This is a genomic window from Gimesia sp., from assembly GCF_048262075.1.
Lineage (GTDB): Bacteria > Planctomycetota > Planctomycetia > Planctomycetales > Planctomycetaceae > Gimesia.
The window spans coordinates 360,310-376,599 of the sequence record NZ_JBLXFK010000003.1 but is presented as its reverse complement, the minus strand read 5'-3'; the positions used below and the strand labels follow the sequence as shown (position 1 = coordinate 376,599).

At 52.8% G+C, this 16,290-nt stretch carries 12 protein-coding genes; 6 read left to right on the top strand and 6 right to left on the bottom strand.

The window, feature by feature from the left end:
- Positions 1–232 precede the first annotated feature (232 nt).
- Positions 233–901, top strand: a complete 669-nt coding sequence (locus ACN0YH_RS08985; RefSeq protein ID WP_417379233.1) for a nitroreductase family protein — start codon at positions 233–235, stop codon at positions 899–901.
- A 34-nt stretch (positions 902–935) separates the two neighbouring features.
- Here the strand turns inward: ACN0YH_RS08985 and ACN0YH_RS08980 are convergent, their stop codons facing one another.
- A complete protein-coding gene (locus tag ACN0YH_RS08980; protein WP_417379232.1) occupies positions 936–2,309 on the bottom strand; it encodes a dipeptidase in 1,374 nt (457 codons plus the stop codon).
- Between the two features lie 123 nt (positions 2,310–2,432).
- Between ACN0YH_RS08980 and lhgO the strand changes: the two genes are divergently transcribed.
- Together lhgO and ACN0YH_RS08970 are read left to right on the top strand one after the other, a co-directional pair.
- Complete coding sequence (gene lhgO, locus ACN0YH_RS08975; RefSeq protein WP_417379231.1) at positions 2,433–3,632, top strand: L-2-hydroxyglutarate oxidase; 1,200 nt, start codon at positions 2,433–2,435, stop codon at positions 3,630–3,632.
- Positions 3,633–3,649: 17 nt separating this feature from the next.
- On the top strand, positions 3,650–4,825 hold the full coding sequence (locus tag ACN0YH_RS08970; RefSeq protein ID WP_417379230.1) for a glycosyltransferase: 1,176 nt from the start codon (positions 3,650–3,652) through the stop codon (positions 4,823–4,825).
- Between the two features lie 15 nt (positions 4,826–4,840).
- On the opposite strand, the gene ACN0YH_RS08965 is transcribed toward ACN0YH_RS08970, so the two are convergent.
- The gene (locus tag ACN0YH_RS08965) at positions 4,841–6,133 is read right to left on the bottom strand and encodes an EDR1-related protein (protein WP_417379229.1); all 1,293 of its coding nucleotides are present in this window, start codon (positions 6,131–6,133) and stop codon (positions 4,841–4,843) included.
- 411 nt (positions 6,134–6,544) lie between these two features.
- On the opposite strand from ACN0YH_RS08965, the gene ACN0YH_RS08960 reads away from it, so the two are divergent.
- From ACN0YH_RS08960 to ACN0YH_RS08950, 3 genes are all read left to right on the top strand, one after another.
- On the top strand, positions 6,545–7,234 hold the full coding sequence (locus ACN0YH_RS08960) for a hypothetical protein (RefSeq protein WP_417379228.1): 690 nt from the start codon (positions 6,545–6,547) through the stop codon (positions 7,232–7,234).
- Between the two features lie 182 nt (positions 7,235–7,416).
- Entirely contained in the window at positions 7,417–9,891 is a 2,475-nt protein-coding gene (locus tag ACN0YH_RS08955; protein ID WP_417379227.1) for a DUF3604 domain-containing protein, read from the top strand.
- A gap of 124 nt (positions 9,892–10,015) precedes the next feature.
- Complete coding sequence (locus tag ACN0YH_RS08950) at positions 10,016–11,128, top strand: hypothetical protein (RefSeq protein ID WP_417379226.1); 1,113 nt, start codon at positions 10,016–10,018, stop codon at positions 11,126–11,128.
- Between the two features lie 104 nt (positions 11,129–11,232).
- Here the strand turns inward: ACN0YH_RS08950 and ACN0YH_RS08945 are convergent, their stop codons facing one another.
- The 4 genes from ACN0YH_RS08945 to thrS all read right to left on the bottom strand — a co-directional run bounded on the left by ACN0YH_RS08945 (position 11,233) and on the right by thrS (position 16,287).
- Entirely contained in the window at positions 11,233–11,739 is a 507-nt protein-coding gene (locus tag ACN0YH_RS08945) for a hypothetical protein (protein WP_417379225.1), read from the bottom strand.
- Between the two features lie 192 nt (positions 11,740–11,931).
- Positions 11,932–12,474, bottom strand: a complete 543-nt coding sequence (mug, locus tag ACN0YH_RS08940) for a G/U mismatch-specific DNA glycosylase (RefSeq protein ID WP_417379224.1) — start codon at positions 12,472–12,474, stop codon at positions 11,932–11,934.
- 26 nt (positions 12,475–12,500) lie between these two features.
- Complete coding sequence (locus ACN0YH_RS08935) at positions 12,501–13,868, bottom strand: aspartate aminotransferase family protein (RefSeq protein WP_417379223.1); 1,368 nt, start codon at positions 13,866–13,868, stop codon at positions 12,501–12,503.
- Positions 13,869–14,106: 238 nt separating this feature from the next.
- Entirely contained in the window at positions 14,107–16,287 is a 2,181-nt protein-coding gene (thrS, locus tag ACN0YH_RS08930) for a threonine--tRNA ligase (protein WP_417379222.1), read from the bottom strand.
- Positions 16,288–16,290 lie beyond the last annotated feature (3 nt).

Here is a 16,290-nt window from a genome sequence, read left to right as displayed (position 1 = left end):
TTCCTGCAAGAGCAGGGCACTGGCCAGTATTCCCAGCCCTGCGGTAGCGTTTTCAAAAAGGGAAACGAGCAAGCATGTTGAAAACGCAGGAAAAGTAACATCAATCGACAAATACATCACGCTGTACTTGTCGATGAAAATTCTGTCAAATACACTTTCAACGCACAGTGATCATCATTTGGAAATAACAAACGCCTGCCTTACCAAGAGAAGTGGCTTTTTAGGATCGACAATGCCCGACAAATCGACACCCGAGACAGTAGAAAACATCATCCGAGCTCGCAGGACGGAAAAAGTGCTCTGTGATATTGAAGCACACCGGCCTGTTCCCGCTGACGTAGCAGAACGCAATCGGGAAATCGTACTGCAGGCGATTAAGACCGCGGGCTGGGCTCCTTTTCACTATCCGCGGAAAGTCGATGGTTTAGCGGAACCGTGGCGTGCGCATGTTTTATGGCATGAGGAAGCAAAACAGGCTGCGATTTACCTCCGTGATGAGTTAAACGTCACCTCAAAAGGACCCCGGTTGGCAGCCGCCTGTAGCGCGTTAGTACTTGTGACATGGTTGCCGGAGTTCTATGACCTTGAATCGCAGCAAACTTCAAAAATCGACCGTGAAACGCAACTGGCACGCGACGAAGAGCATCTGGCTGCTGCTTCAGCCATGGTCCAGAATCTGTTACTCATGCTGACCGCTCACGGCATGGGAAACTACTGGTCGAGTGGCGGAAAACTGGGGGGACCAGAGATGTTTAATTATCTGGGCATACCAAAGCAGGAGCGATTACTGGCAGCCGTCTTCGTTGAGTATCCGGAAATGATGGATGATTCCAAAAAGCGCAAACCGGGTAGCCAGCGAAACAATCGAAGTGATCAATGGATTCGCGAAGTGACCCTTTGAGAGCAAGCGTTACGCGAAAACGTTAATAACAGTATCACACCTGAATTTCCGACAGTTCTTGCCAGAGCAGGGCACTGGCCAGGGTTCCCTGGCGAAACGATTCGAGTGAGAAGCGTTCGTTGGGGCTATGCAGGTTATCCGTATTCTGCCCCCAGCCCAACAGCAGCGTTTCAACGCCGACCAGCGACTGAAACGTTTCTACGACCGGAATCGAGCCCCCTTCGCGGATCATCACGGGAGCAGTTCCGAATGCCTGTTCAATAGCCGAGCGGGCGGCTGTCATATAGGGACTGTTGAAATCAAAGACCAGACCGCGACAGCCGTGGAAGTCGATGAATTCCATTGTCAGTCCGGTCGGCAACTGATCTCGCAGGAACTGCTCCAGCGCTTGCGTCAATGCTTTGGGATCCTGGTCGGGAACCAGGCGGCAAGTGATCTTCACGCGAGCCTGAGCTGGCACGATCGTTTTCGGGCCTTCCCCCGTATATCCCGAGATCATGCCGTTCACATCACACGTCGGTCGCGCCCAACGACGTTCCAGTGTAGAAAAGCCTGCTTCACCGGCGACCGCATTCACACCCAGATTGCTCATGAATGCCGCTTCATCAAAGGGGAGCGCGGCAAACTGATCACGCTCTTCCTGTGTCAGTTCCAGCACACCATCATAAAAGCCGGGGATTTGCACCCGCCCCTGATCATCGTGCAGCGCCGCGACCATTTTGGCCAGACCATTGCCCGGATTCGTCACCGCACCACCAAACACGCCACTATGCAGATCCTGACGGGGACCGCGGACGATTACTTCGCAGGCTAGAATCCCCCGCAGTCCGTAGGTAATCGCAGGGATACCCGGTCCGTACTGACTGGTATCACTGATCACTGCAATATCGCTGGCAACCAGATCCTTATTGTCTGCCAGAAAACGGTCCAGGTTGTCGCTCCCCACTTCTTCTTCGCCTTCAATGACAAAGACTACATTGACGGGAAGTTCGCCGTGCGTTTTCATCCAGGCTTCAACCGATTTGATGTGTGTATACATCTGCCCTTTGTCGTCAGTCGCGCCGCGGGCATAAATGTGTCCGTCGCGGATGTCTGGTTCAAAGGGGGGCGTCGTCCACTGATCCAGAGGATCGGGGGGTTGCACATCATAGTGGCCGTAGACCAGAACGGTGGGTTTCCCGGCTGCTTTTTTCCAGGAACCGTACACGATCGGATGTCCGGCGGTTTCCACCAGGCGGCTTTCGATGCCCGCGGCTTCCAGTTGTTTCAATACAAACTCGGCTCCGCGCTTCGTTTCCGCCTTTAAGGTCGAGTCGGCACTGACACTGGGGATTTTCAAGAATTCGATCAGTTCACTGACGGCCTGATCCTGATGTTGCTCTAAATAACTGCGAACTTGCTCAACCATTGTTTTCCTGTAACCTTGATCCTGCTAAGTTATGATATCATTGAAGGTGAGAGAGACTCCACGAATGATGTTCTGAAATTTGAGTATAAGTCCCCGTGGATCATTTGAGTATAGAAGTCATCCATGAAAACAGTAGATGTTGCAATAATTGGTGGGGGAATCATCGGGCTGGCAACCGGCTGGCAGATCAGTCGGCGGTTTCCTGACAAATCAATTCTGATTCTCGAAAAAGAAAGTCAGGTCGCCCAGCATCAGACCGGACATAATTCGGGTGTGCTGCATTCCGGCATCTATTACAAACCGGGGTCCCTCAGAGCCATCAACTGTCGCGAAGGAAAACGCGCGATGGAAGCGTTCTGTGATGCCGAAGAAATTCCCTGGGATCAATGCGGCAAAGTCATTGTAGCCATCGACGAACAGGAGTTTCCTGCCCTGGATCGCATCTTTGAACGGGGGCAACAGAATGGCGTCACCTGTGAAATGATTGGGGAAGAACGCGTCAAAGAACTGGAACCACACGTTGCCGGCATTCGAGGCATCCATGTTCCGGAGACCGGCATCGTCGATTACAAACAGGTCTCCGCACGATTGGCCGAACGCATTCAAGAGAAAGAGAATCAGATTCTGACCGGCGCCGAAGTCACGGGCATCCAGCATCACGCCGACTCAATCACCGTCAAAACTAAGCAGGGTGACTTTAACGCGAAGCAGGTCATCAACTGCGGCGGACTGTTCAGCGATCGCGTAGCCCGGATGGGCGGTTCGAAACCGGAATCCAAAATCGTCCCCTTTCGTGGCGAATACTATGTGCTCAAACCGGAGGCAGAACATCTCTGCAAAGCGCTGATTTATCCGGTACCCAATCCCGAGTTCCCGTTTCTCGGCGTGCACTTCACCAAAATGATTCATGGCGGCGTCGAATGCGGCCCCAATGCCGTCTGGGCCTTTGCGCGGGAAGGCTATACGAAGTCCAGTATCAATATCGGGGATCTGTTCGAAGCGGCAACGTATCCAGGCTTTATCAAAATGGCATTCAAATACTGGAAGACCGGCCTGAAAGAGATGTGGCGGTCGTTCAGCAAACCGGCATTCGTGCGTGAACTGCAGCGACTGATTCCCGATATCAAAGCAGACGATCTCGAAGCGGCCCCCGCCGGAGTGCGCGCCCAGGCGCTCGGCCCCGATGGAACCCTGGTGGATGACTTTCTGATTGATGAATCCGAGCGCATGATCAACGTTTTAAATGCACCGTCTCCCGCAGCCACTTCGTCTTTACGGATCGGCTCGATGATCACGGATCTGCTGGCCACCCGGATTCAATAACCGAAAGAATACCCACGATGCAGGCATCGATCATCACTTACTGGGGTTACGCCACCGTTGTCTTCTGGACGGTCCTGCTGGTCCCTTCGCTACTGATGATGATCCGCAAACGCATCACCCGCTGTCTGCCTGATACCGAAATTCCCCAAGAATGGCCTACAATCTCTGTCATCGTTCCCGCCAAAGACGAAGCGGAAACCATCGAAGTCAACCTCAAGTCTCTACTGGCTTCCGACTATCCACATCTGGAAATCATTGCCGTCAACGATCGCTCGACAGACGAAACGGGGGCGATCATGGAGCGGGTCGCACAGGTCGCCAGAGAGCAGGGACGCGTCAGCATGCAGATCGTGCACATTACAGATCTGCCTCCCGACTGGCTGGGAAAATCGCACGCCATGCATCAGGCCGCAAAACAGGCAACCGGCGAACTGCTGCTGTTTACCGACGGCGATATCATCTTCGATCCCAAGGCCATTTCAGAAGCGACGCGGGTCTTCCTGCATCAGAAACTGGATCACCTCTGTCTGCTGCCTCAACTGGCGCGGGGCGGTCTGCTCGAAATGGCATTCATTACCTTTTTTGGTTTCCTGCTCACCGGTGGTATGTTTCTCTGGCTCGTCCCGACCCGCTGGCACTTCGCTTACATCGGGATCGGCGCCTTCAATCTGGTCCGCACCGAAGTCTATCAACAGGTCGGCGGTCATGCTGCCATTAAAATGGATGTGCTGGATGACATCAAACTCGGCAAACTGATCAAAAACTATTATTACAGGCAGGATTTTTACCTGGGGATTGAACAGCTCAAGGTCCGCTGGCAGCCTTCCGCCTGGGGTGTGATTACCGGCGTCGAAAAAAACTCGTTCGCGTCGTTTCACTATTCCCTGCTCTGGGTCTCCCTGGCAACGCTGGCGTTTCTGCTGTTTTTCATCGCCCCCTTTATCGTCCCGTTCCTGTTTCCGCTGTCGCAGACGATCGGCTTTCTGATTACCGTCGGCCTGCTGCATCTCTGTTATGCCACGATTGCCGTTCTGTTCGCTTCCGGTCTGCGCGTCACGCCGCTCTTGTTCTTTTCCTCGCTGGCACTCGCATTTGCCATCTGGCGGTCGGCGTATATCACGCTCAAAAACGGCGGCGTCCGCTGGAGGGATACGATCTACCCGCTCGATGTGCTGAAGAAGAACCTGTATTAAAAAGCAGCGAATCTTTTAATTCGCAGATTCTTGGGGCTGCTTCGAATCAGCGGGCTCCGAATTCTGGTACCAGGGTTTGTTTTTAACCGTCAGGTAGCGGCTGCTGGCCTGGCTGCCGTCCGATCCCAGTGGGACGATGCGGCGCTGCATGGTATCAATGATGAAACGTCTGCCGTCGGGCAGGTAGAGTTCGTTCCAGGCATGTCCCCCTCTGCGATTGGCATCACCATAATTACCTCGCACCAGCGCCACGTCGAGTCCTGCCTCGTCGCCCAGCAGTTTGAATAACAGGGCCCGATGGCGACAGACACCCGCGCCACAAAGACGAGTTACATCGCCCAGCAATACCCCTTCATTGGCATATTCTCTGGTCAGCAGGACAACCGCAGGCGTACTCCAGCGATTTTTTTTATCGAGTGACATATTCCGGTCCACGTATTTGGCCAGACGTGTTGCCCTCTTCAGTGGCTTTAACGTTTTTATTTCTTCGGAGCGGGCGAATGCCAGGTGTCGTTTGAGGACCTCATCACGCTGGCGGTCGACGATAATCAGCTCGCGTCGGGAAAACGCCTTTCCGGTTTCCTCCAGCTTCATCCCACGACCGCCGTCGACATAACCGTCCAGGATCTTGATTTTCGGATCGACAAAATGTTTTGCGTGATAATCGACGGTCGCCTGTCGCGCCTGTTCCCGCATTTTCGGACGTAAGGCGTTATCATCAGGATAGCCCCGCAAAGCCAGGTCCAGAAAGAGGTCGCTGCTGCGGGGATCCACCTGATGAACTTCAATCGCGATCACATTTGAGCCGGATACCAGTTGATCCGCATCGATTTTAAAATACTGGTAGAGACGCTCTTCCAGCCCCTCCGATCGCTTCAGGGCACGTGTGTCTGGTTTGATCTGACCTTGTGGGAGATTGTGCCGGAGGACCTCTTTCCCGTTCAGATAGACAACACAGCCATCGTCGCTGCGAATCATGAAGACCAGCTGTTTGAATTGGCTGGGTTCTGTAATCTGAAAGGAATGCCGAAAACGAGCCGTGATCGTTTTTTGCTGTGGATCACTGCCGAAGCTCATCGTGGTACTGATATCTGCTTCCCCGTAACCCAGTGGTGCAGTACCGGATTTCCACTTTGAATCGTCGAATTTCGGTTCAATCCAATTGGGGAGCAACGGTTGGCCATCATCCTGGTACCGCCATGTGGTTTGCTTGCCAAATGGAATCAGGGTGGTTTGTGCCTCGGCCCGGGATGCGAACAGTATTAAAACAAGCAGAATGAGGGGGCTGGCGAATTGGATTCGACGCATGTGGTTCAGTCCATTTTCAAATCATGTCTGTTTCGGTCGCTGGCTGATCTGAGACGGTTCAGATTTTCGAAATCGTATTGTATGTCAAATTACGAATCAAGAAAGCACTTCGGGAATTCATATTAGACAAGAGTCGTTCTTTCCTGCAGACGGGCAAACCGGGTTTTTTGTGTACGCTAAACGACCTGACTGAACGCTGATCGTTCGTCAGAAATGCCCTTTTGATAAACCTGAATGTATTTAATCCCTGTTTCTGAGGTGTTGCTGAATACTGGCATAGAATCTGCATAACTAAGTTTACAACAAAGTGAGTCACAGGGGATATCACCAGATACACACAAGGCTCAAGTGGGGAAGCCCAGCCAAATAAACCCCAGCCAAATACAATTGAACAATTTACAGGAGAAAAACATGTCATTTTTGAAACTAAGCTCTGCATCGGCACTGGCTGCACTGGTACTGGTCGGTTGTGAAACAAATTCCGAGTCCATCGAGCAGGCCCGCCAGAACGTGGACGAAGCCAAGATGGAAAGCCAGGAGCAGATCGCTCAGGCCGAACAGGAAGCAACTGCTGAGATGCATGAAACCAGACGCGTCGGTACGGAGAATATCCGCGAAGAAATGAGAGACGTTCAGGAAGCCCGCCAGGAACGTGAGTCGTCTGCAGAAGTCAGCGAAGAGATGAGAGATGTGACTGAAGCACAGCGCGAGCTGGACGAGTCACTGGCTCAGGCTAAAAAAGCCAATGCAGAAGATGTTGCAGAAGCTAAAAAAGAAGCGGAAGAACGTGTGACTGAAGCGCGAAACCACTTAGCCGAAACGAAAGTGGAAGCTTTGAAGAACGCACAGGAAAACGTGATGGAAGCTGAAAAGGCTTTGAAAGAAGAACAGGCTGAAGTCACTGAAGCAGAAGCAACACTTGCTGCTGCTAAAAAGAAACTGAGTGAAACCAGTGAAGCCGATAAAGAAGACGCTCAGGAATCTGTAAAAGATGCAGAAGAATCACTGGCGGCTGAAAAGGAAGACATCGCCGAAGCAGAACAGAACCTGCAGAAAGCCAAGCAGGAACTTGATAAAGTGAAAACGCTGATCAACAAATAAACCACGAAATAAACGGATCAGTCCGCATTCACGATTTAACAACCCGGATCGCAAGGTCCGGGTTGTTTTTTGTATTAATCGCTGTTTAGATGTTGAGGATGCGGTCTCTTTTTTGTAACGATTCATAGTTCATGGTATGATTTCCTGGGAATAACGATATCATGTTTGCAGAAACCAAGACCATGATTTCCAAGAAAGAGCCCACAACTGTGAACAGTAAATCTTGTTTATTGGTGATTATCTTCTGTAGCCTGATGTACCATACTCCGGAAGTGTCTGCTGCAGAGCCGTCATCTCATGATCTCTCGAAAATGTCAACGGATGCCGTTATCAATACGGACAGCAGTACCTACGATTCACATCCTTCCGCGATCACCCTGGCCGATGGTACGACGTGTGTTGCCTGGACAGCCTTCAAAGAGAGTCGCGATCAGATTCTGCTGCGTTTCATCGCCGCCAATGGCACCCCCGGACCCCTGCAGACGGTCAGTCAGGAGGGGAGCGTGCACGGGCATCCGACGGTGGTCTCTTTGAATGAAAAAGAGCTGTGGGTGATCTGGTCTGCCAAACGGCCCGAGGGCTGGAGAATCCTGGGGCGTCTCTGTCGCTCCGGGGTCTGGCAGAAAACCGTTTCCATTTCCGGTAAGCAGTACCAGGCAATTCATCCCACAGCGATACGTGTTTCCGAGCATGTCATGACGGTTGCCTGGAGCGGCCTGCAGCAGTCACGATTTCGGATTCAGACCCGCTATCTGCAGGGGATTCGCTGGTTGCCGCCCCGGACTGAATCGGATACGGAGGAAAATGCGTTTCGGCCCGCACTCGCGTTCAAACCGAATGGGAATTTCTGGCTGGTCTGGGATCAATATGAGCAGAACCAGTATCGTGTGGTCGGCCGCAATCTGAGTGCCGGACAAGGCCCGATTGAATCCATCTCGCCGACTGAAATGCATTGCCTCCAACCCACTCTATTAAACACCGATCAGGGGCTCTACGCCGCCTGGTTACAGAAGCAGGACGTGCTTGGAGGACCGGGTGTCGTCAGTCAGTGGCATACGCTGCATGTTGCAAAACGGACTGATGACGGCTGGCGACAGATCACTGACGCAGCAGGGCACACGGTTGCCGCTGAGTTGACGCAAGGGCTGGTGGCTCAAATCGAACCGCAGCCGGTCGCCACCAGTGGTTATCTGGGGCGACGCACAACACCAATGCTGCTGGCCGATGAACACGGAATCTGGCTGCTCTGGGAACGAAAATCAGATCATCGTGGTTCAACAGCCCAGCCTCGCGGAGATCTGGTCAGCCGTCAAATCCTGCAGGACCAACTCCAGCCAGCCGTAGTGCTCGCCCAAGGGAAGGTTGACTATCATCTGGCGCATCCTGCCCAGGTCTCCGGTGGCAAATTCGTCGCGCTGGCTTCCAACGTCTATCCGGGGGGACGACGCCAGTATCATCGTCTGCTCTGTGATGTGAATCAGCATACGCCTTTCGAACAGGCCGAATGGCAGGGCTGGCGACCAACTGAACTTCCCATTCAGGAAGAACTCACTGAACGCCAGCAGATTCAGGCAGGCGAAAAGACCTATCAGCTGTATTGGGCAGACATGCATTGTCACAACAATCTCTCGTCCGACGCGGAAGGTGAGCCGGATGAACTGAATTATTATGCACGCGACCGGGGTGCCCTGGATGTGGTTGTCTTCACGAACAACGATTTTTACATCGTGCCGTTAACTCAGTATGAATACGAACTGGGGAACTTTTTCGCGAATGCGTTTACCAGACCGAAACAGTTTCTCTCACTCCCCGGTTACGAGTGGACGTCCCGCATTCCCGGGGTTAAGACTGCGCCGTTATCCGACCCCGGCAACTGGACACACCCATACAAAAATCGATCTTATCCCAATCATCGGAGTGTGATTTATCCTCCTGCCGGCGGTCCGGTCATTCGATTCATGGAAGTCGAAAATGACATTAACCGCCTGAATTACGAAGTCGAAAAAGCGGGAGGAATCACACTGACTCAGCACCCGGCTTTCAAACCCTCGGGGCATCCGGTGGAAGTCGGAATGGAACTCACTTCCGGCTGGGGAAACTATATGCAACAGGTTCCCCAGCTGTTTCATGGGATCCTCAATCAAGGCGGCAAGCTGGCATTTGTTGCCTGTGGAGATTCGCATCGTCGCGCACCGGGACTCAGCGGCGCATTGACAGGTATCTATGCAGAAGAACTGACTGCGGAATCGATCTTTGAAGCATTAAGAAAACGACGCTGTTTCGCCACGAATGGTTCTCGTATTTTCGTTGATACCCGGGCGAACGGCTCCCTGATGGGCGAAGCGATTACCACAGAAACAGGAGACGTGGAACTGACCCTGCAGGCTACCGGCACACGTCCAATTGTCAGAACGACCCTGATTCATAACGGTACAGAAATCAAAACGTTCGAATGCAAAGGCACAAAAGAATTCAAGACTGCGCATCAGATCGAAAATCTTTCCCCCGGACAGCACTGGTTCTACTGGCGGATCGTTCAGGAAAAAGATGCACCCGTGTTTCCCGGGAATCTGATGGTCGCCCATGGACATCTTGCCTGGTCTACCCCGCATTATGTGACTGTTTCCGGCAGCGAGAGTCCGTCGAAATCAGATTGAATGAGAGGGGCGGGATACGGTTTATCTCCCGGATTGGTCTCATCAGAGCAGAGCGGGTCTGTTATACTCAGTAACTGAAGTCACTTTTCAGTCCGTCTGATTTTCATCGGCCAGAACTATGAATATGAAACAACCATTCCCCTTTTTACACCTGCTGCTATTGCTCGCACTGTTTTTCTCAGGAAATGCGGAGCTGTCTGCACAACTTACTTTTCCGAAGCAGGAAAAGTTCCAGGGCGCACCGATCAAAACGACGGTGACCGTCACCCTGTTGATGGAAGACAACAGCGCGGCACTGTTTGCCCAGCAATGGGGGCAGACATTTCGCGATCTGGGAATTTCGATTCGCACTCGACGATCTGTGCTCGACGACAAACCGGAAATCAAACAGGATCTGCGAGGAACTTTGCGTGAAGTTCGACTGACTGGCACGCTCGCCCGGAATGGTGAGATCCAGTTTCCCGGGCATCGCTTTGCCCGTAGTGATCTGGGACGACTCAAAGAGTGGCTCAACGAACTCAAAACGTTCGGAGCACAAGGTTCGCCCGAAAGCAAACCGCTCTGGGGCTTATCGAATGCACAATTCAAAACAGTGTTTGATGTACTCTCTGAAGAATCTCCTGCCCGCGTGCAGGGTCTTTCGTTAAAAGCGGCTATCGAAAAACTGGAATTCCCCGATTCACTGCCCATTCGCTTCGACATCGATGCACAGAAACGACTGGCAGAAGTCTCTCCTGATCTCACCATCAAAGCCGATCTGGAGAAACTGGCCAAAGGGACCGCGCTGTCGATTGCCCTCAAACAGTACGGCCTTGCGTTCTATCCACTGCGAACACCCGCTGGTTCTCTGGAGCTACGGGTGACTCCCTGGGAAGCGACGGACTCACCCTGGCCGATTGGCTGGGAGCTGAAACTCTCGCGACAGAAGACCGCACCCCGTTATTTTGAACTGATTCCGGTCGAGCTAAATAACGTTCCGCTACGAGATGTGTTAATGGCGGCTTCGAAAGCATCAGGTATTCCGATGATTGCCGATGAATACACGATTGCAAAGAAAGAGGTTGATCTGGATCAGATCAAAGTCACTGTCTCCAAAAAACGAACTACCTGGGGGATTCTGATTCGCAATGCCATCGGTCGTGACGGACTCACCCGTAAACTGGTGATCGATGAACGCGGGCAACCCTTCATCTGGATTACCGTCTATACGCCACGCGTCTCGCCGGTCACCCGTTAGTCGATATTAAGACTAAACTGTGTCCCGTTTTACAGCAGCGTCTCCAGGGCTGTTTGACCCAGGTATATGAGATTGAGAGACGCTATCCTTAAAGGTGATGCGCTCTAAGGTACCGGCGGAGCTGGAGGGGGCGGAATCGTTTCGATTGTAAAACGAGCGTTCTTTTTGATCGGGGCTTTTGTCGGTTGTGGTTTCTGATGTGATGAGGCTTTCTGCGGCGTATCAACGCTCATGCTGCTGTTAGCGGCACCGACCGGGATGGGTTGAATAGCGCCTGGATAAGACTGCCCTTCGCCACTCACGTTCATCACGGCATCGTAGGGGGAGGCAGGAGTCATGTCACCACCCACCAGATCGGGGCGGACGTATTTCACGTTGCGACCTGGTGTGACACCATACTGCCAGTGAAATAATGACACTTGATGAGCCTTGTAAGCGAAATGGTCCCGCTTTTCGATGAAGATGGCGGGGGCTCTCAACGTGTTATAATCCATCCACATACTCGACAGGCTGTACTTCTTCCGATGCACACACCCCTGCTGACTCAGCAGGACTACTGAAAGCAGCATCAGCAGGATTCGAGACCAGCGAAATCGGATAGGACGAAACATAAACCAACCTGAACGAAAGTGATGTCGTACGAAAGACCTCAAAAAATGCGGACGCTTGCTGCGCAACATCTCTCTATGCCTGAAAGATTCATCGTCGAGACAATTCCGCGGGATTCAATCAATTCCCCGTGAAAGAAAGCTTCCGCGGGGAAAAAATACCTGTCGCGTAATATAGGTAAAACAGGTTGAATATTACTTCCACATCCTGGCAAAGATTTTCCCGAGTTCCGGGATCTGGTAGTGGGCATTCAGGCCACTGGGGTTGGGGAGCACCCAGAGATCCGCTGCTCCGATGGTTTCGGTCTGCAGTCCCAGCCGGGCTTTATTCCTGCCAAATGCTTTGCGGTAGGAGGTAATTCCGAGAAAGACGACTTTCTGCGGACGGAATTTGTGAACTTTTTCAGTCAGAATTTCAGCCCCTTCAGCGAGCTCTTTTTGGGAAAGCTCATCCGCCCGCTTCGAAGCGCGACTGACGATATTGGTCAAACCGCCTCCCCGCGCGAGCAGTTTATAATCTTCAAACGGTGAATAAAGTCGCTCGGTAATCTTACCGCGATGCATGGCTGGCCAGAACCGATTGCCGGGACGGGCAAAGTGATGACCGACCGCGGCGGAGTACAACCCCGGATTTGTGCCGACAAACAACGCTTTTAAACCGGGTTCGATCAAGTCGGGAAGCTGTTTATGAATGGCCTGTTCCAACTGTGCTGGCGTTGGTTTCCAGATTTCTTCCACGCGCTCAAAACTCCCTGACTTGATCCCTAGTCGATATACCCGTCATTGCGTAATGCATCAATAGCCTGTTCGAATGCATTGACGGTAAATTTGATTTCTTCATCCGAGTGAGACGCAGTCGTCATTGCACCCCAGCCAAACCAGTCGACACCGTTCAACAGCAGTGCACAGCGGAAGGCGTGCCCCAGTTGTGCATCATGCTTGCGGTCCAGTCGGTCAAAGTCGTTCTCGTAAGGCACGAATGAATCATCGGTGGGCCGCGGTCCGTCGTAGCCGGGAAAGACTTTAATAATCGAGAACTGTCCGTAGACGACCCAGTTCACATTTTTGCGGGTCAGGACTTCATTCATGCCCCTTCGCAGTTTTGCCGCACTTTCGTTTGCCTGGCGACATGGTTCTCCATCGGCGATCTGCTTTAAGACAGCAATACCGGCAGCCGCGGAAAGGGGGTTGGCATTGTACGTCCCCGGGTGTTTCATTTTCTGGCCAAACGGATTGTCAAAGGCGATTGCCTGCATCAGATCGGCACGACCCGCCAGACAGCCGCCAGGCAAACCACCGGCGACAATTTTGGCCAGTGAAGTCAGGTCGGGGACGATGCCTCGCACTTCCTGCATGCCGCCGGGAGCGACACGGAATCCACTGATGACTTCATCCATAATCATCAGCACGCCTTTTTCTTCTGTCAGCTTTCTCAGTCCCTGCAGGAAGCCGTCTGCCAGGGGAACGACGCCCCAGCGGCTGCCGGTGGCTTCGATAATCAGACAGGCGGGGTCATGCTCGGCGATTGCGCGTTCTACCAGATCCAGATCGTTGGGACGCACGATGATCAGTTCATCAGATACGCCATTGGTCACACCGGGCATGGCGTAGGTTTTGTCATCGTGAGGAGGCTCTGAAGCCTGGGTCAGCAGATCATGCCAGCCATGAAAGTGACCGGCGAACTTGATGACTTTTGTTTTTCCGGTTGCAATGCGCGCGACGCGGAGTGCCATCATGGTTGCTTCGGTACCACTGCTGGTGAACCGCAGCATTTCGCAGGAAGGAACCAGTTGACGAACCAGTTCGCCCCATTCCAGTTCCAGTTCATGACAGGCACCAAAGTGCGTCCCCTTTGCCACCTGCTCCTGAACCGCTTTGACCATCGCGGGATGGCTGTGTCCCAGAATCAATGAGCCGTGACCACTCCAGTAGTCAATGATGTCATTGCCATCCACATCGTATTTATGAGCACCCAATGCATGGTCGACATAAATCGGAAATGGCTTCATGTACCGACCATCGTGCGTCACACCGCTGGGGAACAGCGTGCACGCCTGCTGATACATCTCTGCTGATGTGGGGAATTTCGCAAAAAAGTCGGCTTCAATCTGCTGTCCTACGGCCTGGCTCATGGCATTGAACTCACTGTAAAAGTAAGAAATGATTCTGATTCAATTCAGAAATCGGAGTGCACTCGGAACAATGAACCTGCGGGCAGGAACCAGTCCGGGAGAGTAATTTATATCGGAATCAGTGTCAAAGATCAAAGTAATCAGAGATGGAATACGGAGTCTGTGCAGCAACTTTTACTGAGAAAACCGAATTCACAGGCAACCCCGGAAAAGATCCGAGGTTACCCTGATTCGATTGTTAATACTCGTTCGATTTCTCCGTCTGTCCTTCAATGCCGGAGAAGCTGTTTTCGACCACCTGTCGCACGAGCCGTTCGTCGGCTTCCTGCTTGAGTTTGGCAATCGCCTCCGCCAGTGGCATCGGTCCCAGATCACCGTCGATCCGGTCACGCACGGCAACCGCGGTCTGTTCGGCTTCTTTAGGGCCGACGACGAACATGTACGGAATCAGTTCCAACTGGGCATCACGAATCTTCGCGTTGACCTTCGAACTGCGGGTGTCGATGGAAACCCGGAATCCGTTCTTGCGGAGTTGAGCCACGACTTCGTTCGCGTAATCCAGCGTTTTGTCACTGACAGGCAGTACACGAATCTGTTCCGGCGCGAGCCACAATGGAAAGGCACCTGCAAAGTGCTCGATCAACATGCCGGTGAAACGTTCCATTGAACCAAAGGGGGCGCGATGGATCATCACGGGACGATGCGGCTGATTGTCTGAACCGGTATATTCCAGTTTGAAACGTTCCGGCAGATTGTAGTCGAGCTGCACGGTGCCCAGCTGCCATTCCCGGCCGATACAGTCCGAGACCATAAAGTCAGCTTTTGGACCGTAGAAAGCGGCTTCCCCTTCGCATTCACTATAGGACATGCCTGAGGCTTCAAGTACTTTCCGCAGGCTGTTTTCCGCATGCTGCCAGTTTTCTTCGCTGCCAACATACTTATCACTGCCAGGCTCGCGAAGTGAAAGCTGCACGCGGAAGTTATTGAGGCCAACCGAGGCCAGCACGAACTTGACCAGATCCAGGGTGACACGGAATTCTTCTTCGACCTGCTCGGGAGTACAAAAGATGTGTGCGTCATCCTGGGTCAGTCCCCGAACGCGTAACATACCGTTCAATTCACCGGTCTGCTCGTGACGATACACGGTGCCGAACTCCGCCAGGCGTACGGGCAAGTCCCGGTAGCTGCGCGGCATCGATTTATACATCTCCGCATGATGCGGGCAGTTCATCGGCTTGAGCAGATACCGTTCGTGCTTGTGTTCCCAGTCTTTAAGGATTTTGAGCTTTTCTTCACGGCTTGCGCCGGGAGGAAATTCAAAGTCACAATTCATGACCCGTGATGACTTGAAGAAGAGTTCTTCGTCTTCTGCGGAGAGGCTGTCTTCTTCCAGTTTTCGTACCCAGAAATCGACCAGCTGGCCGGCATCATGACCGAACAGGGGCGCGAACTGAGAATCCCGATAGTAGGGAAAGTGACCGCTGGTTTCGTAGAGTTCGACCCGTCCAATGTGGGGCGAATAGACGGGTTGGTAGCCGAGTCGGGTCAGTTCAATTTTAATAAAGTCTTCCAGAACCGCACGGATGGTTGCTCCTTTCGGCAGCCAGAGACAGAGCCCCTGTCCGACTTCGGGATTGATTGAGAACAGCCCCAGCTTTTTCCCCAGGACCCGATGGTCACGCCGTTTGGCTTCTTCCACCTGCTCCAGGTACTGCTTCATATCTTTCTTGCTGAACCAGGCTGTACCGTACAGACGCTGCAGCGGTTTGTTGCCCGCGTCCCCCTTCCAGTACGAACCGGCGATGGAAAGCAGTTTGAAGGCTTTGACTTTACCGGCGTTGGGTATATGCGGCCCACGACACAGATCGACAAATTCTCCCTGGCGATAGAAACTGAGTTGCCCGTGATCGGCAAGGCCAGTCTGAATATGTTCGGCTTTGGAATGCTGATCCATTTCGTTGACGAAGGAGACGGCTTCGTCCCGGTCGAGTGAGAACCGTTCGAAAGGCTCTTGCTCTTTAATGATCTTCTTCATCTCTTCTTCGATTTTGGGGAAGTCATCTTCGCTGATGGTGTGTTCCAGGCCAAAATCGTAATAGAAACCGTGAGGCAGTGTCGGGCCGAAAGCCAGTTGAATGCCAGGCCACAGACGCATGACAGCGCGCGCCATAATGTGAGCACAGGAGTGACGCATCACACCAAGTGCTTCGGCATCGCGTTCGGTCAGCAGGCGGAGCGAGATTTCCTCGGAATCAGTGATGTCTTTCAGCGGGCGGAACGCATCACAAACGGTTCCATCCACTTCAGCAGCAACGACGGCATTGGCCAGCCGCTCGCCGATGGACTGGGCGACATCTAAAGCAGAACTGTCATCGGCATACTCTTTTACGGTTCCATCGGGTAATTTGATTTGAATCATGCG

What these genes read in the sequence shown, in the direction of transcription:
- ACN0YH_RS08950 (WP_417379226.1), top strand. Translation starts at nt 10,016, where the DNA reads ATGAAACAACCATTCCCCTTTTTACACCTGCTGCTATTGCTCGCACTG.
- ACN0YH_RS08955 (WP_417379227.1), top strand. Translation starts at nt 7,417, where the DNA reads ATGATTTCCAAGAAAGAGCCCACAACTGTGAACAGTAAATCTTGTTTA.
- lhgO (WP_417379231.1), top strand. Translation starts at nt 2,433, where the DNA reads ATGAAAACAGTAGATGTTGCAATAATTGGTGGGGGAATCATCGGGCTG.
- ACN0YH_RS08945 (WP_417379225.1), bottom strand. Translation starts at nt 11,739, where the DNA reads ATGTTTCGTCCTATCCGATTTCGCTGGTCTCGAATCCTGCTGATGCTG.
- ACN0YH_RS08935 (WP_417379223.1), bottom strand. Translation starts at nt 13,868, where the DNA reads ATGAGCCAGGCCGTAGGACAGCAGATTGAAGCCGACTTTTTTGCGAAA.
- ACN0YH_RS08965 (WP_417379229.1), bottom strand. Translation starts at nt 6,133, where the DNA reads ATGCGTCGAATCCAATTCGCCAGCCCCCTCATTCTGCTTGTTTTAATA.
- ACN0YH_RS08980 (WP_417379232.1), bottom strand. Translation starts at nt 2,309, where the DNA reads ATGGTTGAGCAAGTTCGCAGTTATTTAGAGCAACATCAGGATCAGGCC.
- ACN0YH_RS08970 (WP_417379230.1), top strand. Translation starts at nt 3,650, where the DNA reads ATGCAGGCATCGATCATCACTTACTGGGGTTACGCCACCGTTGTCTTC.
- ACN0YH_RS08960 (WP_417379228.1), top strand. Translation starts at nt 6,545, where the DNA reads ATGTCATTTTTGAAACTAAGCTCTGCATCGGCACTGGCTGCACTGGTA.
- thrS (WP_417379222.1), bottom strand. Translation starts at nt 16,287, where the DNA reads ATGATTCAAATCAAATTACCCGATGGAACCGTAAAAGAGTATGCCGAT.
- ACN0YH_RS08985 (WP_417379233.1), top strand. Translation starts at nt 233, where the DNA reads ATGCCCGACAAATCGACACCCGAGACAGTAGAAAACATCATCCGAGCT.